The sequence below is a fragment of the Chelatococcus sp. YT9 genome (genome assembly GCF_018398315.1).
In the GTDB taxonomy this organism is placed as follows: Bacteria; Pseudomonadota; Alphaproteobacteria; order Rhizobiales; family Beijerinckiaceae; genus Chelatococcus.
In genome coordinates this window covers 1,170,276-1,195,158 of record NZ_JAHBRW010000001.1, presented here as the reverse complement: position 1 = coordinate 1,195,158, position 24,883 = coordinate 1,170,276, and the positions used below count along the sequence as shown (strand labels likewise).

Genomic DNA, 24,883 nt, shown 5'->3' with positions numbered 1-24,883 from the left:
TCCCTTTCGCTTGCCGTCCGCCTGTCGCGGCCAGCCGGCGCCGTGCCGCTCATGTCAGCGGCCAGAAATCTTCAGGATCGATGGCGAGTGATAATGTGTCACCCACGACTACCCGTGCGCCGATCTTGTTTGACAGCCGCACGCTCAGAGGGGTTCCTGCCATTTGGCCGAACAAGACAACACTGTTGCCATAGTTCACAACGCCCTCGACGGTCATGGGGGCAGTCAATCCCCCGGCCTTTTCGGGTGAAGCCAAGGCAATCATCTCCGGACGCAGGGCGAGCTCAATTTTTGCCCCGGCTGGGCAGTGCGCGAGACGGCGGGCCGCAAGCCCTGTGAGCTGGCAGCGTCCCATTGCGGGAATGTCGATGACACCCGTCGTCGGATCGGACACGACGCAGCCGATGAAGTTGCAGTCGCCGACGAATTCCGCCACGAAGCGCGATGCGGGACGGCCGTAGACCTCCAGCGGTGGCGCGCATTGCTCGATCACCCCATGGCTGAACACGACGATGCGATCGGAAAGGGTCATTGCCTCGGATTGATCATGCGTCACGTAGATGGTGGTGATCCCGAGTTCCTTCTGAATACTCTTGATCTCGATCTGCATTCGCTCGCGCAGATTCTTGTCTAACGCGCCGAGCGGTTCGTCCAGCAGCAGTATATCCGGCTCGAAGATCAGCGCGCGGGCGAGCGCTGCTCGTTGCTGCTGGCCTCCCGACAATTCGCGCGGGCGGCGATGGGCGAGATGTCCGAGCCCGACCCGGTCGAGCGCTGCCTGGGCACGGGCCTCGCGCGCCGCGCGCGGCACACCTCGCATGCGCAGGGAGAACTCTGCATTCTTGCGGATCGTCATGTGTGGAAACAGCGCATAGTTCTGGAAGACGATGCCGATATTGCGCTTTGAAGCCGGGAGCGAACCGAGTGATCTGCCCTCGAGATTGATCTCGCCGCTGTCGGCCTGTTCGAAACCGGCAATCAGCATCAACGTCGTCGTCTTGCCCGAGCCGCTTGGCCCGAGGAAGGACACAAACTCGCCCTTGGCGACGGTCAAGGAAACGGCCGAAACCGCGTTTGTCGTGCCGTCGTAGGATTTCCGGAGGGCCTTGAGCTCCAGATAGGTGGCAGTCATGTCAGCCCCATAATCTGTCGAGACCGACGAAACGGTCATAGATGAACAGCGTGATGAAGGTTACGGCAAGGAGCATGACCGCGAGCGCCGAAGCCATTCCCCATTCGAGCAGATCGTTGATCTGCATAGCGATGATACTGCCGATCATCTGATCTTGCGGCCCGCCGAGCAGTGCGGGCGTTACGTAGAAGCCGATACAGAAGATGAAGGTCAGGAGGCACCCATTCACCACACCGGGGAGTGAAAGAGGGAAATAGACATGGAGGAAGGCGCGCCAATTCGATGCGCCGAGGCTGATCGCGGCTCGCTCCAGATTGGGTTCGATCCGGCTTACGACAGAATAGAGTGACAGGATCATGTAGGGCATCATGATATGCACCATGCCAATCACTGTCGCCGTGCTTGTGAACAGAATCTTCGGCGTAGGCACCACGCCGAAGAACTTGAACAAAGCGATGACCGGTCCGTTGTTGCCGAGGATGACCATCCACGCGTAGGTGCGAACGATGAAGCTGATCCAGAAGGACAGGGCGGCGCCTACAAGAATGGCCTTGCTGAGCAAATTCTTGCTCTTGGCTGCGTAGAGAGCCACCGGATAGGCGAGGATGAGGCAACAGAATGCGACGATCACCGCGATCAGGAATGTCCGCCACATGACCGCGCTGTAGAACGGTGTCTTCAAGATGGAGGCATAGTTGGCGAAAGACAGTGTCGGGTCCGAAATGCTCAGCCAGAGCATATAGGACAGCGGTATGAAGAAGGCGATGCAGATGAAGATGATGACGGGAGCGAGGAGAAGCCAGGCCACGCGCGAACTGCTTCGCCTCGGCTGGCGTTGGACGAATGCCGGGGCTCTATCGGTGGCAGCTATCGTCATGATGTTTCCAGACCCGCCCGAAACTTCTGGAGGAGAGTGGCGATGAGCCAGCCGATCAACACCGCCATCATCAGAAGGGTCGACACGACCGCGATCACCGGATCGGCTTCGTTGCTCATGCTGTCAAACATCTTGCGAGGCAGGGTGACTACCGTCCGCCCGGATACAAAAAGGGCGATGACCGCCTCGTCGAAGGAGTGAATGAACGAGAACAGCGCTGCCGAGAAGAACCCCGTGCGAAGCAGGGGCAGTGTGATCAGAAAGAATGTCTGGAGTGACGATGCGCCCATACTGACGGCAGCACGCTCCAGGTTACGATCCAGGCCCTTCACGACCGCGCTGACGATCAGGAAGCATATCGGGATCGCGCCCGCCGTATGCGCCAATATCACGCCAGTAAAGGTGTGGTTGAGGCCGATGAACCCGTAGTACACGTAGTAGCCCAACGCCATCACGATACTGGGCACGATGAAGGGAGACAGCAGCACCAGACGGATGATGCCTTTGCCCACGAACTGGTGGCGCACCATCGCGAATGTCGCCGGGATGACCAGGATCATGGTCAGAATGGCGACGGCCAGCGCGATGACGGTACTGTTGAAGATCGCCTGGAGCCAGCTCTCGTTCTCGAAGAACTTCGTATAGTACCCGGTCCAGAAGCCCTTCGGTGGGAACTCGATCGACGTCGACGTGTTGAACGACATCGGGACGATCAAGAGTAGCGGCGCGACGATGTAGAAACCGACGACCGCTGCCATAAGAGCGAGTATTCGCGGACCGCGCGCGGTGTTTCGCGTGTTCACTGTTCGCCTCTGTACATGGAGTGGAGAAGCGCCCGCGCCTCTCCACGATGCGATTGGTCAGCTTGCGACCCACATGTTGAAGCGCTTGGTGATATCGGTCAGCATGGGACCAATCGCCGCCGCGTCCTCTTCAACAGCCACCTTGTAATTGTCGGGATAGGTCGGCAGCTGACGGGCGACTTGTTCGGGGATATATTCCAGCGCCTTCGGGTAAAGCGGCCCAAGTGATTGAGCGGCGCCGAAGGGACCGAGATTTTCCGGTGCGATGGCGAACTTGATGAACTCCCAGGCGGCGTTGGCACGGGGCGTGCCTTTCGAGATTACCCAGTAAACACGATTGATCTTGCCGTCATTCCACGTGAAGTCGATCGGGGCGCCGTCCGCTTTCGCGAGTGTAGCCACCGAATGCCACATCGAGGTGGCATGGACCTCACCGTCGACAAGAAGCTGGCGTGACTGGGGGCTCTGACTCCACCAAACCGGGATAGCGCGCTTGATCTTGTCGAGCGAACGAAACAGGCGGTCGACATCCGGCGGATAGAGCTTGTCATGGGCAACGCCGTCTCCCATGAGGCCGATCGGCACGAAATCGGTCGCCGAGCGCGTCAGTGAGCGAGGCCCGGGATTTTTCTCCAGGTTCCAGACATCCTGCCAAGATTGCAGGCGTCCTGGTTCGAAGTATTTTGTGTTGAACGCAATATTGGTCGAGTAGCAGTGGCTGGCAATTGCGTCGAAATAAACGCTTCCCTCGGGAAGACTGCTGCTGTCAATGATGGACTTGTTGAGGGGCTCGAGCAGCTTGGCTTCGGCAGCCTGCACGACCTGGCTTCCACTGACGGTGGTAATGTCGAAGTCGTATGTGCCAGTCTTCGTCTGCGCAGCAAGCTTCGCGAAGGACACCGGGGAAATCGTGCGCACTTCGATTCCGGTTTTTGCGGTAAAGGGTTTGAACCAATATTTTTGAGCGCTTTCTTCCCATTTCCCGCCCCAGGTATTGATATAGAGCGGTTCAGCCGCCAAGGCGCGACCAATGATTGCAGGAAGAGCGAGCGTGGTGGATACCGCTCCTGCGGTCCGCAGCAAGGAACGGCGGCTCAAACTCGTGTCCGACATGGGCTTTTTGTACATCTTCATTCCAGATCCCCTATGTTTTTCTTGATCGTCCCTACCGCAGATCAGTCCGGTGAACTGTCATTCCGTCGCCACCGGCGCTTCCAGCGCGGCCGGTAACAGGGTTTCGAAGGCGAGCGCCTTTACGGCCTCGAGCTGCTTGAAGTCGACGATGACGCCATGGCGATATTTGTCCGCGATCACCGTCTCGGTGAAGAGATCATGGTCTAGGCGATCGATCAGCGGGTCCATGTCGGCCTCTACTCTGCTGGAATTGAAGCACACGACGCAGCAAAGGCTTGCCTTCGTTTTGGCGAAGTCTGCGGCGAGGCTGGCGATTGCTTTACGCAGATCGTTGTCGTGCAGAGCTTCCAGAACGCTGTCCAAGTCGGAGCGCCCCCGGCGGTCGCCGCTGCGCAGCCGATGTCCCTGCGCTTCCTGGCAACCCATCGAGATGCGCCAGGGTACGTCCGCGTCGCCGGCTATCAGCGCGTCGCGCCAGAGGACGATGCAATCGAAGCCGCGTCTCGCGGCGGCGACAGGCAGGGTTTCAAGGAGCGGTAATGCCATCAAGCCCACAGCGAGGGAGGCGCCGAAGCCCTGCGTATTGCGCGCCGCGGAGTAGCAGGCAAGGTCAAGAAGGGCGGGAGCCGCCGTGAAGGCGGAAGCCCCCTCACTTCGGATCGCGTAAAGGCCCCCCCGCTCGGTCACGTGTAGGCGACGCTCCTGAATATTGGAGATCTCGCATTGCGATAGCATGAGCGACAGCCCATCGCCGGCCAGCAGCTCCCGCAGATGCATCAGGTGACTTCCCAGGAGCGCTGATCCCAGATCGTAACCCTTGACCTGTAGCGCGCGCTGTCCCCAACGCAGTAGTTCGACAGGCGCGGCGATGACTTTCTCGCCAAAATCGCTTTCCCGCCAAACGGCGAGCTTGGTGAGCTCCTTGGCGCCCAATTGCCGCTCTTCGCGATAGGGAGAGACGGTCGCTGGATTGAGATCGGCTTGTGGAACCACGGCGAAGGGCCAGTCGCCCCGTCCCCGTTGAGGGAGGTCGTCGGCGATCGGCGCGCCCTGCAGGAGCACGCCCTTCACGGAGCGGGGCTTCTGGGCGTCGAGTTTGTCCATCCCGTAGTGGGAGAGCATGAACCGCGTCGACCCAAAGGTCGTGTGGCCCCGCGCCAAGGTGTTCTCGCGCAGTTGCGCATAGCAGGAATTGCGCAGCGAACAAAGCCGTGCCGTAACGTTTCGAAAGCGTGGCTGCTCGATCAGGAAGGCAGCGAGAGGAATGTCGCCGCCGTGCTGGGCGAGTTCCAACTGCAGCTGCCTGAAGCGCAGCGGCGCATCCATATGCGTTTCAAATTCATAGGCAGGCAGGACCCCGCGCTTGCCCCTGCGCGGCTCGTACGGGGCCTCGGTCGACATGTACCAAAAGTTATCGGCGGCCTGTGGCAGATCGTGGAAACAAGCCTCCGCCCAGTCATAGTGCTCAGCGATGAGGCGTTTCAGGTCACCCAACGTCATTGTCGCGTCAATGTCGAGTGTCTCGTCGACGGTGACATTGTGTGAGTATTGGCGGGTGAGCTCTGGGTAAAGTTCCAGGAGTATGGTGTTCAGGACCTCAATCGCTTCGGGATGCAGCGAATGTTCGGCCCAATCTGCCATGTCCAGCCAGATCCGACGCGGCCCGCCATCAAGGAGTGGCAGGAGTGTCGTCTCGCTCCATACGATGGCGCGTCCCAGTTCCTGCGCGATATGGGCGTAGCTGAGGAAGATCTCGTTGCCGTCGCGAGGGTCCTCGGTGAAGTAGCGCTTGGCCTTCGCGAGAAGGCGGCGGAACGTCTGAACCGCCGCGTCGTCGTGCCCCACGGTTTGCCTGCGGACGTCTGCCAGGGCTTGTTCTTTCGACAAGGTCCAGCGGTGCACCATATGCGGGTGGTTGCAGATGAACGGCGTCAGGCCGAGACCCGCGGAATTGCCGATTCCGAGATAGCGCCGAAGGGGAGCTGAGAGGCGCGCAGCCCCCGGGTTGCGGGCGGCTGCCATGGCATCGACGAGATCGGCGACATATTCCCGGAGCAGAAAAGCGCTACACATCTGGGCATGGTACGGACGGCCCAGAATATGGCCATTCTCGAGGCCAAGGTAGGAACGCATGCCAATGAAACCATTGGCGGTAAATCCGGTGGTCCGGAAAATATAACCGACCGGCGCGAGCATCGCGCCGTCAGGCTGCCGGCCTTCGGCGAGGCAATCGACGACATAGTCGAACAGACGGCCGCTGCGGTTGCCGCGCGTGTAGGCCAGCGTCTGATGATCAAGACGCCCGAAACGCTGCTTGGGAATCTCCCGACGCAGAAATTCCTCGCGCTCCGCCGACCACTCGCCCTCACAGAGGGCTGCGGTCGCATCCCAGTTCATGTTGTAGCTGCGGTCAGCTTTCTGATCAGTCGAGAATGCATCCGACAGGATGAGGAAGTGCAGCACGTGCCTGTCGCTGGCAAGCCGATAAAGAACCTCGCCGCGTCCCTCGCGGTCGAGATCAATGCGCACCCGCGTCAGCGCCCAGCTATCCTCATAAAAGCGGTCGAAGAGCGTCCGGGCGAAGCTAAGGGCGTTCGGCAGGGTCGCAGCCAGCCGCTCAGGTCGCATGACCAGAGCCGCGGGGCGCGGCTGCGTCCAGTCGATGTTCATAGCAGAGTCGTGCCGTTCGACTTGGCGGTCTTGCAGGCTCTCGGGATGTTTCATGCTACGGTCGCCCGAATACTACCGGTGCACAGCGATAGGCTCAGGAATAATAATGTCCAAGACATGTTGCCCGGACGATGTTGAGTTTTTGGAAGCAGGCCGGGCGTCGCAGCCATTCGATCGTGCTTTCGATCGCAATGCCAATGCGTTCGCACGAGTGACGCATCGTCCGGCAATTTCTTGCCCCCGAAGCCGCAAGCCAACATACCCGATGCTCCCCTTCTAGTTAGGTGGAGTATGCATGATAACGATTTCATCGCAACTTTTTTCTGCCGCCGGAGTTTTGGGCACTGGGATCGGCTGCAGAGCTCCGGGTTGCCGCTCCCCCTCTTCCATGCGCAGGCTTCAAGGTGCGCATGCCAATTCCTGATCTTCCCGCAACCAATATCGCTGCAACCCCGACCCGCGACGCCTAAGTATTAAAGAGGATGTTCAACGTACTTGCCGTGCAAATTAGCACTGCCTCGTCAGTTTATGTCCAAGGGTATGACGACGAACGTAGCCCGAGATATCTGTCTAAATAGATCGATCATGGCGGGCTGTACGGGCATGGAGGCGCCAAGCCGACCTTGGGCACGACGATCAATATCGTTGCGTGTTGCACGACTGTGCAGAGATAAGCTCGGAGAAAGGCAGTCGGCCCAAGGTGGGACGTGATGTTGCCCGATGTTGGGTGCGACCCACATATGCTTGGCTTTCTCCGCGCGTTCATTATCATTGGTCGCCAGCCCCATGGATTGGCGCGAAGACTTTGCGCGAGCACCGGAAATTGGCTGGAACGAGTCTGAGCTGCGAAAGGACAGGCTATGGCGGTTGCCAAGAACACGATCTGTTTGTGGTACGACAAGGATGCCGAGGCCGCGGCTCGCTTCTACGCGGAGACTTTCCCGGATAGCTCGGTCGGTGCTGTTCACCGCGCCCCCAGTGACTTTCCCTCAGGCAAGGCAGGGGACGTGCTGACGGTCGACTTCGTGGTCGCAGGTATTCCCTGCCTCGGTCTGAATGGCGGCCCGGCGTTCAAGCATAACGAAGCCTTCTCGTTCCAGATCGCCACTGATGACCAGGAAGAGACGGACCGCTATTGGAATGCCATTGTCGCCAATGGTGGTCAGGAAAGCGCGTGCGGATGGTGCAAGGACAAATGGGGGATATCCTGGCAGATCACGCCGCGCGTATTGACCGAAGCGCTGGCGGCTGGCGGCGGTGAAGCGAAACGCGCCTTTGAAGCCATGATGGAAATGACTAAAATTGATGTCGCCAAGATCGAGGCGGCACGGCGCGGCTGATCTTGTGCGATCGGGTCGAGCGGGATGAGGATTGTGGATGCGGTCGCCTCCCGCACTGAGCTGCTGATTTCCCACCATAAGCTGTCATTTGGGAGGGTGCGTCCGCACGGATGGGCGTGCGGTTCTGCGCGGCTGAGACCAGCCGGCTGGACCGGCCCGGGTTCTGTTCACGATCCGTGGGATCCATGACCACCCCCCTGCGGCCCGACGACACTTTTTCGGGGCGGGTGTTGCGGCATTTGATAGCAAAGGAGTATCACGACCGGACATGGCGTGTTTTATCGATTGAGTAATGACCTTGACCCATCCGGCGAACTATGAAGGACTAAGCGTTCCCGTCGCGAAGCCACCCGCGCCCGGCGAGGTCGTTGAAGTCGCTCCGGGTATCCTATGGGTACGCTTGCCGCTGCCTTTCCGTCTGAATCACGTCAATATCTACCTGATTGCGGATGGTGAGGGCTGGGCTGTCATCGACGCCGGGATTGGGGACGCGATCTCGCGTGCAGCGTGGGAGGCCCTCATGGCAGGCCCGTTGGCGGGTCAAAAGCTCACGCGCCTCTTCGTCACCCATTTCCATCCCGATCATATCGGGCTCGCCGGCTGGCTGGTCGAACGCTTTCAGATCCCACTTCTGTGTAGCGAGACGACCTATCTGATGTCGCGTAACATTGTGCTCGATCCCAGCTCGCTCGATGCGGAATTCTACAGGGATTTCTACCTGCGCCACGGGATGGATCCCGACACGGTCGCCCTGGTGGTGACCCAAGGCCATGCTTATCTCGGCATGGTCGAGAGACTGCCGCTCACGTTCCGGCGCTCTGTTGCGGGCGATCGGCTGCGGATTGGCGAGCGGGAGTTCGATGTGATCGGTGGCAATGGTCATGCACCCGAGCAACTGATGCTTTATTGCAGGGCCGAGCGTATCCTGCTGGCCGCGGACCAGGTGATCGCGCGCATCACACCAAATGTCAGCGTATCGGCAGTCGATCCAGAGGGCGATCCACTAGGCCTTTATCTGCGCTCGCTGACTGAACTCACGGAACTGGTGCACCCGGAAGCCTTGGTACTGCCCGGCCATGAGCTGCCTTTCTTTGGCCTGCAGACACGCTGCCGTCAAATCGCGCACCATCATGCCGCGCGTTGTGAGATGATTGCCGCAGCTTGTGCCTCGGAAGCGCGCTCCGTGGCGGAGATCGTTCCGGTGATGTTTCCGCGACCGCTGGACCCGCACCAATGGAGCTTCGCGTTCAGCGAGGCCCATGCCCATGTGAACTATATGGTCCATCGCGGTGATTTGGCACGTATCGTTGAAACGGACAGTGAAAAGTTCGTCCGGCGCGCCCGCTAGTGCGGCGGATGGATATTGCAGAGGGAGGGGCCACCCCAGCTGCCAGTTGCGGCGTCCCTTCTCCGGACAATCCTCCGGACGTGAAAGTGGCGCCACTCCGGGCGCCACTTCGTGATGCAACTATCCGTCATGCGAGATGATCAGGCCGGCGCTGTCTCGCCGGCGAAGCGGCGTACGCTGCTGGCCTGCGGGCCCATGGGGCCCTCGCCGGTCGCGCGCGTGATATGGACCATCATGCCGACTTCGAGATCCTCGAAAGCGCCTGATGTCACAGCGTTGCGTGTGAAATAGAGTTGCGGGCTGCCGACCACCTCGACAAAGCCGTAATCGCGATCTGGGAAGAGACGGGCGATCTTTCCGGTTTCCGCACCGCTGTCGTGGGCTTTGACGTGCTTGCGACGAACCTGCGCATCCTCCTCGAGTTGCCGGCGGATGGCATCGAAAGCACGCGTCACGATCGCGGTGCGATCCTCCTTCATCTCTTTCATTTCATCGCTGCGCTTGGCAACCAGCGTGCGGCCGGGAACATCGACTTCGAGATTGATGGCCAGAGGAGTCTTGCCGCTGCCGGATCCACGATGGGGCACCTCGATCACGACGCGACAAGCTACGATATGGGGGTGGAAACGCTCCAGACGATCAACGCGTTCGCGGATGAACCGATCGAGTGACTCCGAGGTCTCGGTATCCTTGAAAGTGATCTGCAGCGGTGTTTGCATGGTCTGCATCCCCTGTTCTGTCTACGCATCAAAGCTTGCACAACCGGCCCGTACGTCAAGGGCTGAAACGCCTCGCGCCCAGCGTAGCGCCGGGGCGTATTCCCGTAGGTCTGTAGGAAGGCTTCAGCAACGGGCAGGGTTCACATTATCCTCGTTCATTCCCCCCTCATTCATTCATTTAGGCCTTGATACGTCGTTCGCAATGAGCCCGATGGGCAGTCAAACCCAAAAAAAACGTCAGCATCTTTTGTCCGGCCGCCTCTGGGAACGGCCGAGCCTTGTAGAATCCGGCGTTGCGGCGACGCCATCCCGCCGGAATTTTTCGGCGCGGCGCTCGCGACGATCAGCGCGGTCCCGCGACAATCAGCGCCCAATACACCTTGTATTTGGAGCCGGGCGCATAGGCGGTCGCGATGCCGAGGCGCGTCGCGCGTGGCAACAGCATGACGCGGTTGTGGGCGGGAGAATCACGCCACCCGGAGAAAGCTTCCGCGAGGGTGTGATAGCCCGCGGACAAGTTGACACCCGGCGACGTCAGACCCCTGGTCGCCAGCTGTTTGCTGAGGGCTTCTCCGGATGCTGGCCGATCCGCGCGTGCCATGGCATTCGCAGCCGCCTGGGCTCCCGCGATGAGCTCGGGATCAACGGTCAGTGGTGGCAGGCCTTTGTTGGCGCGGTAAGCCGAGATCATTTCGGCAGCCGTGGCCGGATCCACGCTGGCGGAGGATGAGGCCAGTGATCGGTAGAACACCGGCTGGGATGGCGCTGAAGGCCGTGGCGCATCCGAGCTGCAGGCAGCGAGGAAGGCGAGGGCGCAGACTGCGACGGAGGCGGGAAGGGCAGATCGGATCATACGGACCACCCTCGGCGCCATTCGTTAAAGCACTCTTGCAAATCAGCGCGGAGGCAGCGCATCCCGCGCTTTTAATTCGTGCAGGATCTTGAAGCTGATCTCACTTTTGATGCGTCCGCTGGTCCCTACATCGGCGACGAAGGCGTGCAGATCGAAGTTGACGGCCTTCTCCCCAAAATCGGTGAGGAAGACCCGGGGCGGTGGATCGCGCAGCACCTCGGCATGACCAGCCGCCAGCGACAGGAGCAGATCGCGGATTTCGTCGGCGTCTGCGGTGTAGCTCACTCCGACTTTGATGGTGAATCGGCCCGAGCGACCGTTGTGGACCCAATTCTTCACGACGCCCGAGACGAGGTTGGAGTTGGGCACGATGACGGCCGCCCTGTCGAAGGTCTCGATTTCGGTCGCGCGTACGCTGATGCGCCGGACGTGCCCTTGGTCGGCGCCAACCACAACCCAATCACCGACGCGTATGCTGCGCTCCCACAGAAGGATGAGGCCGGAGACGAAGTTGTTGACGATGGACTGGAGGCCAAGACCGATACCGACGCTGAGCGCACCGGCGACGATGGCAACGTTCGCGAGGCTGAGGCCGAGCTGCGACAAGGCAACCATCGCGGCGATGAAGAAGCCGAGATAACCGACCGCCGTCGTGATCGAATTGCGAATGCCGGACTCGAGTTCGGTCGTGGGCAGAAAGGTGCCGGACAGCCAGCTCTGCACGACACGTATGGCGGCGAGGATCAGGATGAAGGTCAGCACGGCGATCATGATCGCCGAAAGCGATATGGTGACCTCGCCGATCGTGAAGCCGACGAGCGCTTGGCGTGCGGCTGGAATGATATCGTTGGATTCGACGCCGAACGGGGCGAGCACCAGCAGGAGGCCGAGCAGGATCAGCGTGACGTTGATGAGCCCGCCCGCCAATACACTGAATTGCTCCAACGAGCGGTAGCTCAGCCCGATATTGGCGTGAATTGCAGACGCCATGCGCTTGTCGCGCGGGATTGCGCCGACCGTGACGGCAACGAGTTGCATCGCGAGATAGATAACGGCCGCGACCAGGGCCGCCCACATGAGCTGCCCAACGATGAAGCCCGCGAGGGCAACGTAGCCGAGAATGATGGCGACGGTGACGACGGCAGTGGCGGTCCAGCCCACGATCTTGAAAATGCCCGCGGAGCGATTGGGGGTGACATAGGGCCCGAGGGCGCATTCTTCATCCTCATCCGGGCTGCGGAGACTGTGCAGTGCCGTCAGCGTGACGAGAACGACCGCGACGAGATAGAGGCATTTGGCGACAATCGTGCTCGGCAGGCTGGCGCTCGTGGCAACAAGCAATGCCTCGACGACGCGCTCGGCGAACATCAGCCCGGCTATCGTGGAGACGAAGGTCAGGAGGTGGCGCGCGGTCGTCTCCTGCATACCGAACAGGCGCCAGGAAGGAAGATTAGGCGCGAAACAGGCATCGGCGAGGGCTCGGGCGCAGACCACTAGGGAGAGTGCCAGGAAAATGGCCTGCGCCAGCTCCTTGATCCGCCCCGGCAGGAGGCCGATGCTGTCCATGGCCACATACATAAGGGCAAGAGTGATCGCGACCGTGAGAGTGCGGCCGAGAGCGATGCCGATCGCGACCAGGACACGCTTGCGCTGGGAGACATCGACCGCGTCGGGGTCACGACGTGTGAGATGTGGAATGAGCCATTGTCGCAGGACGAACATGCCGATGCCCACCAGGAGAGGCAGGATAAGGGCCGCGATACGACCGTCGCGCATGCGGTCAGCGAAAATGCTCGCCCAGTCGCGCGCCAGCATATGCAGTGCACGCATGTCATAGGGCATGGCGGTGATCGCATCGGTCCACAGTGCCGGGCTGAGGATGCCCGGCGTTTTCGCCAGGATGCGACCGCTGAGCAGCGTGCGGCGTGCATCCGTGATATTGGTTCGCAATTGTGTGGCCTGGACCTGCAGGGCGTTCGCTGCAGCGACAAGGCCTTCCGCACGGGCGAGGGCGGCTTTCTGCGCCTCGCGCTCGTCGCGGTTCTCATCCACCGGGGGCGCCGTTGCACCTGCCGCCGCCTCGGGAGGCGGGCCAAGCTGCGCAAGGCGAGCTTTCAGCGCATCTACCCGCGGACGCAGCTCCGCCTGCACCGTACTGATCGCGGCCGATATCGGCTCGAGGGAATCGCGCAGGCTCGTCAAGGTGTCGTCCGAGAGATCCTGCCGGGACAGGGTTGCCTCGATCTGGTCGAGCTGAAGCTTGGCCTGGTCGAGGCGGGACTGGGCTCCTTCGGCCTGCGCTCCCGACGGTCCCGCAGACGGCGCCTGTGTCTGCGCCAGCGCCGGGCCATTCATCGAAAGGCCGCCAAGGCCTGCCAGCAGGACGCATAAAAGGGCAGTGGCGATCAGGCGCGGAGCTGAACGGACGAAGAAAGACAGGCGCATGCGTGAACGACTCCGCGGATCATCAGGATCTATCGTGAGTGATTTCAGGGTTGCCTGCGCTAAATGACGAAGGCAAGGCCTCTTTGGGGTCATTTCCGTCGTGATCCCTTCGCCATACTCTCTGTCTCAGCTTGACAGTAGCGCGCCGTGCGTTGTGACTGACTTTGTCAGAAACGCTCGCCGGCAGTTCGGTTCCGATGAATCTTGTCCGTCTTTATATGCGTGTCCTGTCTGCGCTAGGTGGCGAGGCAAGGCTCGGCGGTTTGCTGATCGTGGCCAATGTGGCCCTTGCTCTCGCCCAGTTCGCAGAGCCTTTGCTGTTCGGGCGCATCATCGACCTACTGTCGCATGCCCAGGGCAGCGGCCAGGCACCGGACATGGGCCAGCTTGGCCGCTATACCGCCGCCTGGGTTGGCTTCGGCCTTTTTACCATAGGTGCCGGTGTCTTCGTTGCATTGCATGCGGATCGTCTGTCACACAGGCGGCGCCTGGCCGTGATGGCGCAGTTCTTCGAACATGCCTTGACGTTGCCGCTGGCGTTTCACGGAGCAACCCATTCCGGCCGGATGCTGAAGGTGATGCTGGAGGGCGCCAATGGCATGGCGGCCGTCTGGCTCTCGTTTTTTCGCGAGCAATGCTCTGGCTTCGTGGTGCTCGTCGCGCTCCTGCCAATCTCCATGGTGCTGAACTGGCGCCTTGGCGTGTTGCTTGTGGTGCTTGTCGTTTTTTTCGCGGTCGTCACGACTTTCGTGCTGCGGCGCACGGAAACCCTCCAGGGTTCCGTGGAGCGTCACCATTCGGCGCTGGCGGAACATGCGTCTGATGCGCTTGGCAATGTGCCCGTCATCCAGAGTTTCACGCGTGTCGAGGCCGAGGCGCGCGCTCTGCGCGCGACCATCGATGCGCTTCTTGCGGCGCAGACGCCCGTGCTGTCCTGGTGGGCGCTGGCGACGGTCGCCTCCCGGGCCTCCGCGACGCTGACGGTCCTGTCCATCTTCCTGACGGGGACGTGGCTGAATCTCAACGGGCTGGCCACACTCGGCGAGGTCGTCGCCTTCATGAGCCTGGCCACGATGTTGATCGGCCGACTGGAGCAGATCGTCTCCTATATCAACTTCCTGTTCCTGCAGGCGCCGAAGATCAGCGAGTTCTTCTCGATCGCCGATACGGTCGCGACGGTGGCGGACCGTCCGACGGCCCGGGATGCAGGTGTGCTCACGGGGAATGTCGTCTTCGATAATGTCTCCTTCTCCTATGACGGCAAGCGCGCGGCCCTTGCGGATGTCTCCTTCGAGGTCAAGCCCGGCGAGACGATTGCACTTGTTGGCTCCACGGGATCCGGCAAATCGACGACGCTCGGGCTCCTCCATCGCGCTTTCGACCCGCAGTCCGGACGCATCCTGATCGACGGCACCGATATCCGTGATTTCACGCTGCTATCGCTGCGGCGGAATATTGGCGTCGTGTTTCAAGAGCCGATGCTGTTCGCGCGCTCCATCGCGGATAACCTCAGGGTCGGCAAGCCGAGTGCAACCGACGAGGAACTGCGCGTGGCGCTAGAGCGTGCCCAGGCGACGGATTTTATCGCCCGGCAGCCGGAGGGCATCTACACGCTTGTCGGCGAGCGCGGCCGCACCCTCTCCGGCGGCGAGCGCCAGCGCCTCTCAATCGCCCGTGCGCTCTTGAAGAACCCGCCGATCCTTATTCTCGACGAGGCGACCAGCGCCCTGGACGCGACGACTGAGGGCAAGCTTCAAGCGGCCCTGGATGAGGTGATGCGCGGGCGGACCACATTTGTCATAGCCCATCGATTGGCAACTGTTCGCAATGCCGATCGCATCTTCGTGCTCGACGCCGGCCGCATCGTCGAGGGAGGGTCTTTCGACGAGCTCGTCGCGAAGGGAGGCGTTTTCGCAGGGCTGGCTCGCGCGCAGTTTCTCGCGGCGCCGGATGAGGAAGCGGCATCCGCGCGGGCGCGCCGCTCCGTCGCCCTGCCCGATGGTGCGGGGCTTGCCGAGACCTGAAGCGCTGGCGTAGGACGTCATCTGCTCCCCACGCTGTGCTCATCAGCCATGCGCTCCGGGTAGTTGGTTGCACCAGTGACCATCGCTATGAAGGGCGTTCAGAAATGGGTGCTCGATCATGGCTGTCGAAGCCGAGAATAGTCAGAATTCCGTGGCAGGCGTGAAGCGCGGAGGGGCCGTCATCGGCATCCTCTCAGCCATCAGCCTGTCCCATCTGCTGAACGACACGATTCAGTCGCTCGTTCCCGCGATCTATCCCGTTCTCAAGGACGGGTTTCATCTTGATTTCGGGCAGATCGGCCTTATCACGCTCGCTTTCAATCTCACCGCTTCGCTTCTGCAGCCCGCTGTCGGGCTTTACACGGACAGGCACCCACAGCCGTTTTCCCTCGCGGTTGGCATGAGCGTGACGCTGAGCGGCGTGGTGCTCCTCTCGCTGGCAAACAGCTTCGGAATGATCGTGCTCGCGGTGTCGCTCATCGGGACCGGCTCAGCGATCTTCCATCCGGAATCGTCGCGCGTGGCCCGCATGGCCTCAGGGGGCCGGCACGGCTTCGCGCAGTCCTTCTTCCAGGTTGGCGGCAATGTCGGCTCGTCACTCGGGCCGCTGCTCGCCGCCTTCATCGTCCTCCCCTACGGGCAGCCTAGCCTCGCCTGGTTTTCGCTGATAGCGCTCACAGGCATCATCGTGCTCACGCGCGTGGGCTTCTGGTACCGCAATGAAGGGCGGCGCCCCAAGACAGCCGCAGTGTCACTGGCTGCCGGCGTGGAGGCCATTTTCAGCCGCGGGACGGTGGCGCGCGCCATCGGTATCCTCATCGTGCTGATCTTCTCGAAGTATTTCTACATGGCGGCGATGGGGAGCTACTACACGTTCTTCATCATCGAGAAGTTCGGCGTGTCCGTGCGCGATGCGCAGCTTTATCTCTTCGTTTTTCTTGGCGCGGTGGCGCTGGGCACCTTCGTCGGCGGCCCGATGGGCGACCGCTTCGGCCGCAAGTATGTGATCTGGTTTTCGATTCTCGGGGTCTTGCCGTTCACCCTCATCCTGCCTCACGTCAATCTGTTCTGGACGGTGGTGTCGAGCGTGGCCATCGGTATCATCCTGGCATCAGCCTTTTCGAGCATCCTCGTCTATGCGCAGGAGCTGATGCCGGGCAAGGTGGGCACGATCTCGGGTCTGTTCTTCGGCTTTGCCTTCGGCATGGGCGGTCTCGGCGCGGCGGTGCTGGGGCAGCTGGCGGACCACACCAGCATCCGCTTCGTCTTCAATCTCTGCTCCTTCCTGCCGCTTCTCGGCATCCTGGCTGCCTTCCTGCCCAACACGCGCAGGAAGGCCCCGGTTGTGAAGGATCAGTAGAGCGGCTGGACTGTCGCGAAAGCAAAAGGCCCCACGGCGACGCGTCCGTTGGCAATCGTCACTGTGGGCAGCGGCGTCAAGCCGTTCGCCGGCTTCGCGGTGCCGTCGCCCTGGGGTTGTGATTGCTGGGCCTGGCGGGCACCGAGACGCGCGAGTCCACCCGCGATCAGTGCGCCGAGATTGCTGCCCTGGCCGCCGATGCCGAAACGGGCAAGCACCTGTTCGAGACCCGCGACCGAGGCATCGATGGTTCCCGCGGGGCGATGAGCTTCGTCGAGGCCGAGTTCGCCACGTGCCTCGAGCCGCTGTTGGCCCTTGTCCATGGACAGACCTAGAATTTGCACCCGGCCGCCCGCCTGCCGCCACGCCTCGAACTCCTCGGCGCGGCTTTGCGCGGTGAAGGGGCGCGCGTGGGTCACCTTCGCATCGAGCGCGAGTTTGACCGGCGTCTGCGTCGCAAGAAGCGCGTCCAACGGGGGAAGCACGGCTCCGTCGAAAGCGAGCGTGAAATCATAGGTGTTCTCTTCCGGCGGCCGCGCCGGGTCTCGCCGCAGGTGAGACTCGAATGTGTTCGCCGTCAGATTGAGGGGCATCACAGCTGATCCCGCGACCGCGAGCGTAGGCTCATCGACGACAACGGAAACGCGATCGATGGTGCGACCGGCGACGATGACGCTGGCGTCGAGCAGTTTCCAGTTGAAGGTGAGGTCCACCGTGCCGTCTGCCTTGGCGACCTTCAGCGGTCCCACCGCTTCAAAGATCACGTGCTGCGGCTTATAAATCTGTGCAACGGCGGCGAGGCGCGGCAGGGACCCGGTGACTGGTCCTTCCGGCGTCCTGCCGGAGAACGAGAGATTGTTGCACGTCAGCTCGAAGCGGAACGGAAAGCCCCCTATGGCGCGATCCGGGCAACTCCACTCGCGGCCTTCGGCGGCCTCGCGGGTCAGCCAGGTGTTGACAGCCGTGTTGACGGTATTGCGTGCGATGAACCAGAACACCGACCAGCCGGCCGCGATCGCGAAGAGGAGCACGACCGGCAAATAGAGTCCGATGCGGCTCCTTCGTTTGATGGTCCCGGACGTATTTGCGGACATTGCTGGCCTGATCTCCTGTTCGGTGACACTTCCCGAAGCGTCGACAATTCTTATCATCATTCATTCGGGCGGCACTGTGTTACATCACTGGCCTGCCCGTTCCAATGCGCCTTCCGGGCGGCGGCGGCCGGACGGCGGTGCGATGTGGCGGTACTCGGGACAGCTCACGCATTGTGGAAGACATGAGGCGGTGGAAGACATCTTTGAACGACATGGAACCCTATGAAAGACCTGGAACATGGATGAGGTGACCATCCCTGCGCTCCCCGGCGTCGTATCCGACGCGGCGGGTAATACGTCCGGCGATCTTTGGGTGTTCGGCTATGGTTCACTGATGTGGCGCCCTGGCTTCCCTTTCGTCGAGCGGCGTAAAGCCGTGATCCGTGGCTTCCATAGGTCGCTCTGCATCTATTCCCACGTCCACCGGGGCACGGCCGTGCAGCCCGGCCTTGTGCTGGGGCTCGACCGGGGCGGCTCATGTCTCGGCATTGCCTTTCGGGTCGCTGAGGCGCATGCCGCTGCCACCATCTCCTATCTGCGTGAGCGTGAGCAGGCGACCTCGGTTTACGTCGAGCGCTATGTGCAGACCGTATTGGGAGCAGGGGAGGTCGTGCGCTCACTCGTCTATGTCGCGGACCGTAAGCATGAGCAATATGCGGGGCGGCTGGATGAAGGCGAGGTGCTGCGGCTTGTTCGGCAAGGGGTCGGCCAGTCGGGCGCGAATCCGGACTATGTGCGCAATACGCAGGCCCATCTCCTCGAGCTCGGGGTGCACGACCCCGTACTAACCCGTCTTGTCGCCGGGCTCGACGCTCCGGCCTGAGGGATCTCCCCGTCAGGCGGCTCCGGCCGCTGCTGGCACGGGCGTTCCATCGGCATGCTGCGCCTCCTTGATCAGGCGGCTCGAGGCTTCCTCGATCTCCGCCGCAACCTGGTCGCGGAAGGTGAGGCGCGACAACCCGGGCGGGATCGGAGGCAGGCACTCGACGATGATGGTGCCAGGACGCTTGATGAACTGCCGGCGTGGCCAGTAAAGCCCGGAGTTCAACGCGATCGGCAAGCAGGGCACCTCAAGTGTGTTGTAGAGGTGCACGAGGCCATATTTATAAGCCGGTGGCGCTCCGGGGGGGCGCCGCGTCCCCTCGGGAAAAATCACGATCTGGCGTCCTTTGGCGAGCTCCTCGCCGACGCGTTGCGCCATGGCGGCCAGTGCCGCTGCTCCTTTGCCGCGATCGACCGGGATCATCTGCGCCTTCATCGCGTACCAGCCGAAGAACGGCAGCCAGGTCAGCTCGCGCTTGAGCACGAAGACCGGATCCTTGATGATGGTGAGCAGCGCGAAGGTCTCCCACAGCGACTGGTGCTTCGACGCGATGATGCATCCCCCCACGGGAATTCGCTCGACGCCGCGGAACTCGGCTTTCGTGCCGGCGATGACGCGCAGCAGCCACAGGGAGGAGTGAGCCCAGTTGCGCACGGCTGCCATCAGCCACGCACGCGGTAGCACCAGCAGCGGCAGATACAGCACGAGGCGTGCAATCATATTGGCGTAGAACGCGATGTTGAACAGCAGCGAGCGTAGCACGAGCATGAGACAGGCCTGATAGCAGTCCGCGGCACCGGCAGTCATCATCAGGCCGGGCGAAGCAAGGGTCGCCCTCTCATATAGCGGTCGGAGGCTTGCCGCCAGATGCCGGAACCAACTGGCCGCGCCGGACGTCAGTCGTGCTTGGTCATGAGCGGTCCGCTGATTGCGGGCTCGCGGCCGCCGACGAGCACCGCCATGCGCGAATGCTCCGGGTCGCCCTCGACGAGAGTCCGCACGGATGCGGCGAGGAACTTGACATATTCCATGACGAGCAGCCGGGTCGTCGCCGCATCGCTCCACCAGCGCTCGGTCTGGGAATTCTCTGCCACTACCGGGTAGGGCATGAGCTTTACGCCGGGCAGCGCATTGCCGAGTTCGACCAGACTGCGTGGCATGTGATAGTTCGACGTGACGACGATGACGGAGCCAAAATTGTTCTCCTGCGCCCACCGCCGCGCGCCGATGGCGTTGCCGATCGTATTCCGGGCGCGGTAGTCGAGATCGACGCAGCAATCCACCAAATGAGCAAGCTCGCTATTGACCGCGACAATCTGCTCGCGGGTGGTCTTGAGATTGACGCCGGTGATCAGCATGCGCTTGGCGCGGCCTCGCGACAGCAGGTCCGTCGCCTCCGCAATCCGCTGCGAGCCTCCCGTGAGCACCACGATGCCATCGGCCGTCGCATCGTTGCTGGTGCGATAGCCGTCGAGCTGGCGCACGAACATGAAGAAGCCGCCGACCAGAAGCACCAGCGCAAGAACCACGGCACAGATCCCGACCAGCTTCAGCCACCGTCCGATTTTGAACGGCTGCCTCTTGTTCGTGATCGCCAAACCGTCCGTCATATACACTCATCCCACGCGCATTCAGAAGAGACCGTAGCTCCGCGCGCGAATCCCGCTTTTTTAAGGATAACGGCGAATGAGGCAATGAGGGGGCAGCCTGCATAGGCCTTCGATTTGGCATTTTGGGGCATGGCCTTGCTCACTGCAAGCCGCTGAGATGCCGCCGAACCGTCGTGCGCGAGACGGCTGCCGTCACCAAGGCGATGATCACGGCTATCGCCGCGACCGACGCGTAGCCCCAGATGCCGATATCGAACAGACCGAACAGCGCCTCCAACTGGTCACCTCCCGGGCTCGCCCGCCAGTACCGCGCCATCACGCCGCCGACGATGAGGCACAGCAAGGCGGCACCACCGCCGATGAGACCGCCCTTGAGGCCAAGGCCGAGGAAGCGCCGCTGGTACTCGCGCGCGATGAACTGGTCATCCGCGCCGACGAAATGCAGCACCTCGAGGATCTCGCGATTGCTCGCAACCGCGCCGCGTGTGGCGGATGCGATGGCAAGCGCGGCAGCGACCAATACAAGGCCGACGATCGCCAGGGCGCCGAAGACCACGGTGCCGGCCATGGCCGAAAGCCTCGCTATCCAGGCGCGATGATCGTCTATGGTCGTTCCGGGCACCGCAGCAGTGAGCTTGCTGCGCAGCGTCGCGAAGTCCGGCTGGATCCCTGGCTTCACGGTGAGAACGATCAGCCGGGGAATCGGCAACTCAACGAAATCCAGCGTAGTACCGAGCCATGGCGACAGGAGCCGTTCCGCTTCCGCGCGCGAATAAACCAGGACGCTGTCGATCGCGACATCCGCTCGCGCGATGTCAGCCGCTGCCGCCACGTCCGCCTCGATGTCGCGCTGCGGATTCGGACGAACCTGAATGGTTGCCTCACGCGCGATCGAGGCGTTCCATTCCGATGAGGCGCTCGCGACGAGTTGCGCGGCCCCTGCGGCCAACGCCGCGAGGAAGGTGAGAATGGCGATGACCGTAACCAGGGCGCGGCCGGCGGAGGAATCACTGGGAACGAGCGACTGATTGCGTTTCAACGCTTCCGGGAGCGGACCAAGCTCGGATTCCGCTGATCCCGCGGGGTGAGGCGTATCGTCCGCTTGGCCGCTTTCGGCAAAGAAGGTCATCGATCCTCAGTCGTAAATGTGGAGCCGGCCTTCGGCGAGCACCAGGCGGCGCGCATCGACCTGGTCCATGAGGCCGAAGTCGTGCGTGGCGATGATGACCGAAGTGCCAAGGCGGTTCAATTCAATGAAAAGGCGCAGCAAGCGGCGGCCAAGATTAGGGTCGACGTTGCCAGTCGGCTCATCGGCGAGCAGGAGTTCGGGCCGCACGATGAGCGCGCGCGCGATCGCCGCGCGCTGCTTCTCTCCGCCGGAAAGCACGGGCGGCAGCACATGCATGCGCTCACCCAGCCCAACCCAGCGCAGAAGCTCCACCACCTCGGCGCGGTAGCTCGCCTCTTCCTTGCCTTGCACCCTCAGTGGCAAGGCGACGTTCTCGTAAGTTGTGAGGTGATCGAGCAGGCGGAAATCCTGAAAGACCACACCCATTCGCCGACGTGCTGCGGTCAGGGCCTCACCCGCGATCTGCGAGACATCCGTCCCGAAGATGCTGATAAGGCCTCGCGTCGGCTTGAGCGACAAGAGGATGAGGCGCAGCAAGGTCGTCTTGCCGGCACCCGAGGGTCCCGTCAGGAACTGGAAGGATCGCGGGGCGACCGTGAAGGTAAGATCCTTCAGGACTTCGGGACCCATGCCATAGCGCAGTCCGACGTTGTCAAAGCGGACCACTCTTCATCCTCTCCTCCAAAACCACTCGTTTAGGCGGCCACCGCGGGCAGCAGCCCTGATTCGCCATGCTGCCGTGCTTCCACGCCGATGCAAGCGATGTTTCCATATATAGGTTCGACCTACGGATGCGGGCCCGGCTGAGCTGCGCGGCCGAAAGTCTCACTTTCAACCTGCGCTTTCCAGGACCGGCCGAGCCACGATCGCCTGCACGAGGGATCCCCGTCCGGGGATCTCTTGCGCGAGGATCTCTTGCAAGAGGATCTCTTGCACCATGTCATCGGCGCCTTTAATCCGAAAATCGGGCTGGCGGCTATCACATGTGTGTGCCGGCGACTATGCTGGCGCACCATATGGTCGCTGTCATCACGACGGGCAGTGATCCTATCCGAGAAAGAGGGTCATGGTTAACAAAGGCTTAGGTGCGGACGGGAACGGCACGGATCGGGGGCCCGCCGCCGGTCAGAGTGATACGCCGACGCGGCCAGTGCGCGTGCTCTATGAGGCTGAGGAAATCGCGCATCGCAACCAGGAAATCGCGGCGGCGATCGCCGCATCCGAGCCGCGCGATCTTCTCGTCGTCGCCATCCTGAAGGGCAGCTTCATGTTTGCGGCGGACCTCATCCGCTGTCTGCACCGGGTCGGCCTCGCGCCCCAAGTCGAGTTCGTGCATCTGTCGAGCTACCGGAAGGCCACCGTTTCATCCGGGCAGGTGGACATCCTGAAAGATGTGGATAGCGACGTCCGCAATCGCGACGTGCTCCTCGTCGACGATATCCTCGAGTCGGGCAGGACGCTTGCCTTTGCCAAGGATCTCATGGCGGCGCGGGGCGCGCGCCGGGTCATGTGCGCTGTTCTCCTGGAGAAGCCGCACAAGCGCGCTGTCCACATCGAAGCTGATTTCGTGGGCTTCGCGTGCCCTGACGCCTTTGTGGTTGGCTATGGGATGGATGCGGCTCATTTTTATCGCGAGTTGCCTTTTGTCGGTATCGTCGAAGCGGCTGACACCGAGGTTGATTGACCATGGCGCGCATACTTCTCGTCGATGACGAAGCAGGCGTTCGCGGACTTCTGAAACGCGGATTGGAGCTGGACGGCCACACTGTCGAGACCGGCGAGGATGGCCTGGACGGCTTGGAGCGGCTGCAAGCGGCAGGGGGCGATTTCACCCTGCTGGTGAGCGATATCAGGATGCCTTTGATGGACGGGATCGAACTCGCCGTGGCCGCGAAGGAAGACTACCCGACCCTGACGATCATGCTGATGACCGGCTTCACCGAGGAACAGGAGCGCATCAAGGGGCTCGACGAAACCGTCGCGGATCTGTTGATCAAGCCCTTCTCGCTCGGCGATTTCCGGGCCGCTGTCAGGCGGGTGTTGGCGACGGCGTGAGACGGTGTCAGCCGTTCAACCACCAGATGCTGGCGTTGAGGAGCGTGGCAAAAGCGACCCACGCGGCGTAGGGCACGAGACACCAGGCGGCGGTGGCATCCAGCCTGTAGAAGGCCGCGATGGTGACGATGATCATCGCCAGCAGCGGTATGATGACCACCAGGCCGAGAAGTGGGCTGTTTGCGCCGAAGAAGGCAAACGACCAAAGCGCGTTCAACACGAGCTGTAGATAAAACAGCATGAGCGCGGCGCGCCGGTGTCGGATGGAGGACGGCAGTCTCAGGACGCGCCATGCCGCAAACGCCATAAGAATATAGAGCACCGTCCACACCGGCCCAAATACGCTGTTGGGCGGATTGAACGGCGGTTTTGTGAGACCCGCGTACCAGGGAGCCAGGTTAGGGAAGGTGGCGTATTGCCCCGCGAGCGAGGCGGCGGCGACGGGCAGAATTGCTGCAAGCGCAAGCCACAGCGATCGGCTGAAGCCCGGTTGAGCGATTGTCGTCATGGAAAAATTGTCTCGCAAGAGCACCGAACGGCTATGACCACGATGCCGCCTCATCACCCATCAAGACGGCTATCTGGCCATCAATCCGGCGGCGAGGTCAAAGGTTCCCGATAGCCGGCTGCAGGACGAGGTGCCTCTGGCGGTCTCCAATCGCGGCGAGACGAATGCAGATATGGCGAAAGACGGGGTGATGCGACGCTCCATCACTCGGAGCCGGCGGCGCAGCCAATTTCCAGCGCTGCAGCCGATCTGTAGCGGGCGGTTTCTCCATTTGGCCCCGCGCCTCCAAGAGGCGCGGTCAGCTGTCAACTCGCCGCGCGATGCGGAGAGCCGGCGTCGGCCTGGGGCGCGGTTTTTCCCACGACATCTTCCATCACGCGGAAGGCCGCCTCGATCATAGCCTGAAAGGCTGCCGGCACAGATTCGGTCGCGAGGGCCGGCGAGGTCGTCAGCAACTGCGTAAATCCCCGCGGCGAAATCAGCATATAGCGGGTGTAAGGCCTGAATGTATTTGGACTGGTCTCCAACCTGGCAAGATGCTTATCCTCGGCCTTCACCGCCGCCAATGCCAACGTCACATTGAGTTCTCCCCGGCGATTGACGAACAAGTCTAGTGCGCGGCAGATGTCGGCGGCCACGAACCATGGTTCGCCCTGATGGCGTACGATCCGGATCTCCCGGTTGCTTTCCGGCCAGGGGACTCGGTGGATAACAGCCTCGGCAAAGCTGTCCATTGTTAGCCTCCGCTCGAATTTGCGTGTAGGGCGACGCTAGAGGACGCTCCGCACGACGGCGTGGCGCGGCGCGCACGCCACCAAGTTTGGTGCGCAACGTAAGTAGCGATTGTCAATATTCTCGTCTCATGGTGAAAGTTTTTGCCGGAGGATAACTTCGGGTTGTCGAGGCTTTGTGCAGATCGTCCGCCCATACTCAATTTTTCAAGCATTTTATACTGAATT

General features: G+C 61.8%; 22 protein-coding genes. 7 read left to right on the top strand and 15 right to left on the bottom strand.

What is annotated here, in order from left to right; translation table 11 throughout:
* Positions 1-49 precede the first annotated feature (49 nt).
* From KIO76_RS05435 to KIO76_RS05415, 5 genes are all read right to left on the bottom strand, one after another.
* The gene (locus KIO76_RS05435) at positions 50-1,132 is read right to left on the bottom strand and encodes an ABC transporter ATP-binding protein (RefSeq protein ID WP_213321828.1); all 1,083 of its coding nucleotides are present in this window, start codon (positions 1,130-1,132) and stop codon (positions 50-52) included.
* Position 1,133: 1 nt separating this feature from the next.
* A complete protein-coding gene (locus KIO76_RS05430; RefSeq protein WP_213321827.1) occupies positions 1,134-1,940 on the bottom strand; it encodes an ABC transporter permease in 807 nt (268 codons plus the stop codon).
* Positions 1,941-2,005: 65 nt separating this feature from the next.
* A complete protein-coding gene (locus KIO76_RS05425) occupies positions 2,006-2,812 on the bottom strand; it encodes an ABC transporter permease (RefSeq protein WP_213321826.1) in 807 nt (268 codons plus the stop codon).
* 57 nt (positions 2,813-2,869) lie between these two features.
* Positions 2,870-3,946 (bottom strand): extracellular solute-binding protein, encoded by a 1,077-nt coding sequence (locus KIO76_RS05420; protein WP_213321825.1) that lies wholly within the window; start codon positions 3,944-3,946, stop codon positions 2,870-2,872.
* 57 nt (positions 3,947-4,003) lie between these two features.
* A complete protein-coding gene (locus tag KIO76_RS05415) occupies positions 4,004-6,670 on the bottom strand; it encodes a hypothetical protein (protein ID WP_213321824.1) in 2,667 nt (888 codons plus the stop codon).
* A gap of 806 nt (positions 6,671-7,476) precedes the next feature.
* Between KIO76_RS05415 and KIO76_RS05410 the strand changes: the two genes are divergently transcribed.
* The gene (locus KIO76_RS05410; protein WP_213321823.1) at positions 7,477-7,956 is read left to right on the top strand and encodes a VOC family protein; all 480 of its coding nucleotides are present in this window, start codon (positions 7,477-7,479) and stop codon (positions 7,954-7,956) included.
* Between the two features lie 292 nt (positions 7,957-8,248).
* Positions 8,249-9,304, top strand: a complete 1,056-nt coding sequence (locus KIO76_RS05405; protein ID WP_213321822.1) for an MBL fold metallo-hydrolase — start codon at positions 8,249-8,251, stop codon at positions 9,302-9,304.
* Between the two features lie 140 nt (positions 9,305-9,444).
* Here the strand turns inward: KIO76_RS05405 and KIO76_RS05400 are convergent, their stop codons facing one another.
* From KIO76_RS05400 to KIO76_RS05390, 3 genes are all read right to left on the bottom strand, one after another.
* Positions 9,445-10,023, bottom strand: a complete 579-nt coding sequence (locus tag KIO76_RS05400) for an HPF/RaiA family ribosome-associated protein (RefSeq protein WP_213321821.1) — start codon at positions 10,021-10,023, stop codon at positions 9,445-9,447.
* Between the two features lie 343 nt (positions 10,024-10,366).
* Positions 10,367-10,876, bottom strand: coding sequence for a CAP domain-containing protein (locus tag KIO76_RS05395; RefSeq protein ID WP_213321820.1), 510 nt, complete (start codon positions 10,874-10,876; stop codon positions 10,367-10,369).
* A gap of 42 nt (positions 10,877-10,918) precedes the next feature.
* A complete protein-coding gene (locus KIO76_RS05390) occupies positions 10,919-13,321 on the bottom strand; it encodes a DUF3772 domain-containing protein (protein WP_213321819.1) in 2,403 nt (800 codons plus the stop codon).
* A 197-nt stretch (positions 13,322-13,518) separates the two neighbouring features.
* On the opposite strand from KIO76_RS05390, the gene KIO76_RS05385 reads away from it, so the two are divergent.
* Both KIO76_RS05385 and KIO76_RS05380 read left to right on the top strand, forming a co-directional pair.
* Positions 13,519-15,345, top strand: a complete 1,827-nt coding sequence (locus KIO76_RS05385; RefSeq protein WP_213321818.1) for a glucan ABC transporter ATP-binding protein/ permease — start codon at positions 13,519-13,521, stop codon at positions 15,343-15,345.
* Positions 15,346-15,463: 118 nt separating this feature from the next.
* Positions 15,464-16,705 (top strand): MFS transporter, encoded by a 1,242-nt coding sequence (locus KIO76_RS05380; RefSeq protein ID WP_213321817.1) that lies wholly within the window; start codon positions 15,464-15,466, stop codon positions 16,703-16,705.
* Here KIO76_RS05380 and KIO76_RS05375 read toward each other — a convergent pair.
* Positions 16,699-17,799: a DUF2125 domain-containing protein gene (locus tag KIO76_RS05375; protein ID WP_213321816.1), complete on the bottom strand. Its 1,101-nt coding sequence runs from the start codon at positions 17,797-17,799 to the stop codon at positions 16,699-16,701. The two genes, KIO76_RS05380 and KIO76_RS05375, sit on opposite strands and share 7 nt — an antisense overlap.
* A gap of 238 nt (positions 17,800-18,037) precedes the next feature.
* On the opposite strand from KIO76_RS05375, the gene KIO76_RS05370 reads away from it, so the two are divergent.
* A complete protein-coding gene (locus KIO76_RS05370; RefSeq protein ID WP_213321815.1) occupies positions 18,038-18,622 on the top strand; it encodes a gamma-glutamylcyclotransferase in 585 nt (194 codons plus the stop codon).
* 12 nt (positions 18,623-18,634) lie between these two features.
* On the opposite strand, the gene KIO76_RS05365 is transcribed toward KIO76_RS05370, so the two are convergent.
* The 4 genes from KIO76_RS05365 to ftsE form a co-directional block, all read right to left on the bottom strand.
* A complete protein-coding gene (locus tag KIO76_RS05365; RefSeq protein ID WP_249729499.1) occupies positions 18,635-19,432 on the bottom strand; it encodes a lysophospholipid acyltransferase family protein in 798 nt (265 codons plus the stop codon).
* An 86-nt stretch (positions 19,433-19,518) separates the two neighbouring features.
* On the bottom strand, positions 19,519-20,232 hold the full coding sequence (locus tag KIO76_RS05360) for a YdcF family protein (protein WP_213321814.1): 714 nt from the start codon (positions 20,230-20,232) through the stop codon (positions 19,519-19,521).
* Between the two features lie 139 nt (positions 20,233-20,371).
* Positions 20,372-21,361, bottom strand: a complete 990-nt coding sequence (locus KIO76_RS05355) for a cell division protein FtsX (RefSeq protein ID WP_213321813.1) — start codon at positions 21,359-21,361, stop codon at positions 20,372-20,374.
* Positions 21,362-21,367: 6 nt separating this feature from the next.
* Positions 21,368-22,027 (bottom strand): cell division ATP-binding protein FtsE, encoded by a 660-nt coding sequence (gene ftsE / locus KIO76_RS05350; protein ID WP_213321812.1) that lies wholly within the window; start codon positions 22,025-22,027, stop codon positions 21,368-21,370.
* A 400-nt stretch (positions 22,028-22,427) separates the two neighbouring features.
* On the opposite strand from ftsE, the gene hpt reads away from it, so the two are divergent.
* Entirely contained in the window at positions 22,428-23,045 is a 618-nt protein-coding gene (gene hpt, locus KIO76_RS05345; protein WP_213321811.1) for a hypoxanthine phosphoribosyltransferase, read from the top strand.
* A 2-nt stretch (positions 23,046-23,047) separates the two neighbouring features.
* Positions 23,048-23,416: a response regulator gene (locus KIO76_RS05340; RefSeq protein WP_213321810.1), complete on the top strand. Its 369-nt coding sequence runs from the start codon at positions 23,048-23,050 to the stop codon at positions 23,414-23,416.
* A gap of 7 nt (positions 23,417-23,423) precedes the next feature.
* Here the strand turns inward: KIO76_RS05340 and KIO76_RS05335 are convergent, their stop codons facing one another.
* Entirely contained in the window at positions 23,424-23,924 is a 501-nt protein-coding gene (locus KIO76_RS05335; RefSeq protein WP_213321809.1) for a TspO/MBR family protein, read from the bottom strand.
* A 305-nt stretch (positions 23,925-24,229) separates the two neighbouring features.
* Positions 24,230-24,658 (bottom strand): BRO-N domain-containing protein, encoded by a 429-nt coding sequence (locus KIO76_RS05330; protein ID WP_213321808.1) that lies wholly within the window; start codon positions 24,656-24,658, stop codon positions 24,230-24,232.
* Positions 24,659-24,883: the final 225 nt, after the last annotated feature.

What these genes read in the sequence shown, in the direction of transcription:
- KIO76_RS05340 (WP_213321810.1), top strand. Translation starts at nt 23,048, where the DNA reads ATGGCGCGCATACTTCTCGTCGATGACGAAGCAGGCGTTCGCGGACTT.
- KIO76_RS05370 (WP_213321815.1), top strand. Translation starts at nt 18,038, where the DNA reads ATGGATGAGGTGACCATCCCTGCGCTCCCCGGCGTCGTATCCGACGCG.
- hpt (WP_213321811.1), top strand. Translation starts at nt 22,428, where the DNA reads ATGGTTAACAAAGGCTTAGGTGCGGACGGGAACGGCACGGATCGGGGG.
- KIO76_RS05390 (WP_213321819.1), bottom strand. Translation starts at nt 13,321, where the DNA reads ATGCGCCTGTCTTTCTTCGTCCGTTCAGCTCCGCGCCTGATCGCCACT.
- KIO76_RS05365 (WP_249729499.1), bottom strand. Translation starts at nt 19,432, where the DNA reads ATGATGACTGCCGGTGCCGCGGACTGCTATCAGGCCTGTCTCATGCTC.
- KIO76_RS05415 (WP_213321824.1), bottom strand. Translation starts at nt 6,670, where the DNA reads ATGAAACATCCCGAGAGCCTGCAAGACCGCCAAGTCGAACGGCACGAC.
- KIO76_RS05405 (WP_213321822.1), top strand. Translation starts at nt 8,249, where the DNA reads ATGACCTTGACCCATCCGGCGAACTATGAAGGACTAAGCGTTCCCGTC.
- KIO76_RS05420 (WP_213321825.1), bottom strand. Translation starts at nt 3,946, where the DNA reads ATGAAGATGTACAAAAAGCCCATGTCGGACACGAGTTTGAGCCGCCGT.
- KIO76_RS05375 (WP_213321816.1), bottom strand. Translation starts at nt 17,799, where the DNA reads ATGTCCGCAAATACGTCCGGGACCATCAAACGAAGGAGCCGCATCGGA.
- KIO76_RS05410 (WP_213321823.1), top strand. Translation starts at nt 7,477, where the DNA reads ATGGCGGTTGCCAAGAACACGATCTGTTTGTGGTACGACAAGGATGCC.
- KIO76_RS05360 (WP_213321814.1), bottom strand. Translation starts at nt 20,232, where the DNA reads ATGACGGACGGTTTGGCGATCACGAACAAGAGGCAGCCGTTCAAAATC.
- KIO76_RS05400 (WP_213321821.1), bottom strand. Translation starts at nt 10,023, where the DNA reads ATGCAAACACCGCTGCAGATCACTTTCAAGGATACCGAGACCTCGGAG.
- KIO76_RS05355 (WP_213321813.1), bottom strand. Translation starts at nt 21,361, where the DNA reads ATGACCTTCTTTGCCGAAAGCGGCCAAGCGGACGATACGCCTCACCCC.
- KIO76_RS05385 (WP_213321818.1), top strand. Translation starts at nt 13,519, where the DNA reads ATGAATCTTGTCCGTCTTTATATGCGTGTCCTGTCTGCGCTAGGTGGC.
- KIO76_RS05335 (WP_213321809.1), bottom strand. Translation starts at nt 23,924, where the DNA reads ATGACGACAATCGCTCAACCGGGCTTCAGCCGATCGCTGTGGCTTGCG.
- KIO76_RS05395 (WP_213321820.1), bottom strand. Translation starts at nt 10,876, where the DNA reads ATGATCCGATCTGCCCTTCCCGCCTCCGTCGCAGTCTGCGCCCTCGCC.
- KIO76_RS05380 (WP_213321817.1), top strand. Translation starts at nt 15,464, where the DNA reads ATGGCTGTCGAAGCCGAGAATAGTCAGAATTCCGTGGCAGGCGTGAAG.
- KIO76_RS05330 (WP_213321808.1), bottom strand. Translation starts at nt 24,658, where the DNA reads ATGGACAGCTTTGCCGAGGCTGTTATCCACCGAGTCCCCTGGCCGGAA.
- KIO76_RS05435 (WP_213321828.1), bottom strand. Translation starts at nt 1,132, where the DNA reads ATGACTGCCACCTATCTGGAGCTCAAGGCCCTCCGGAAATCCTACGAC.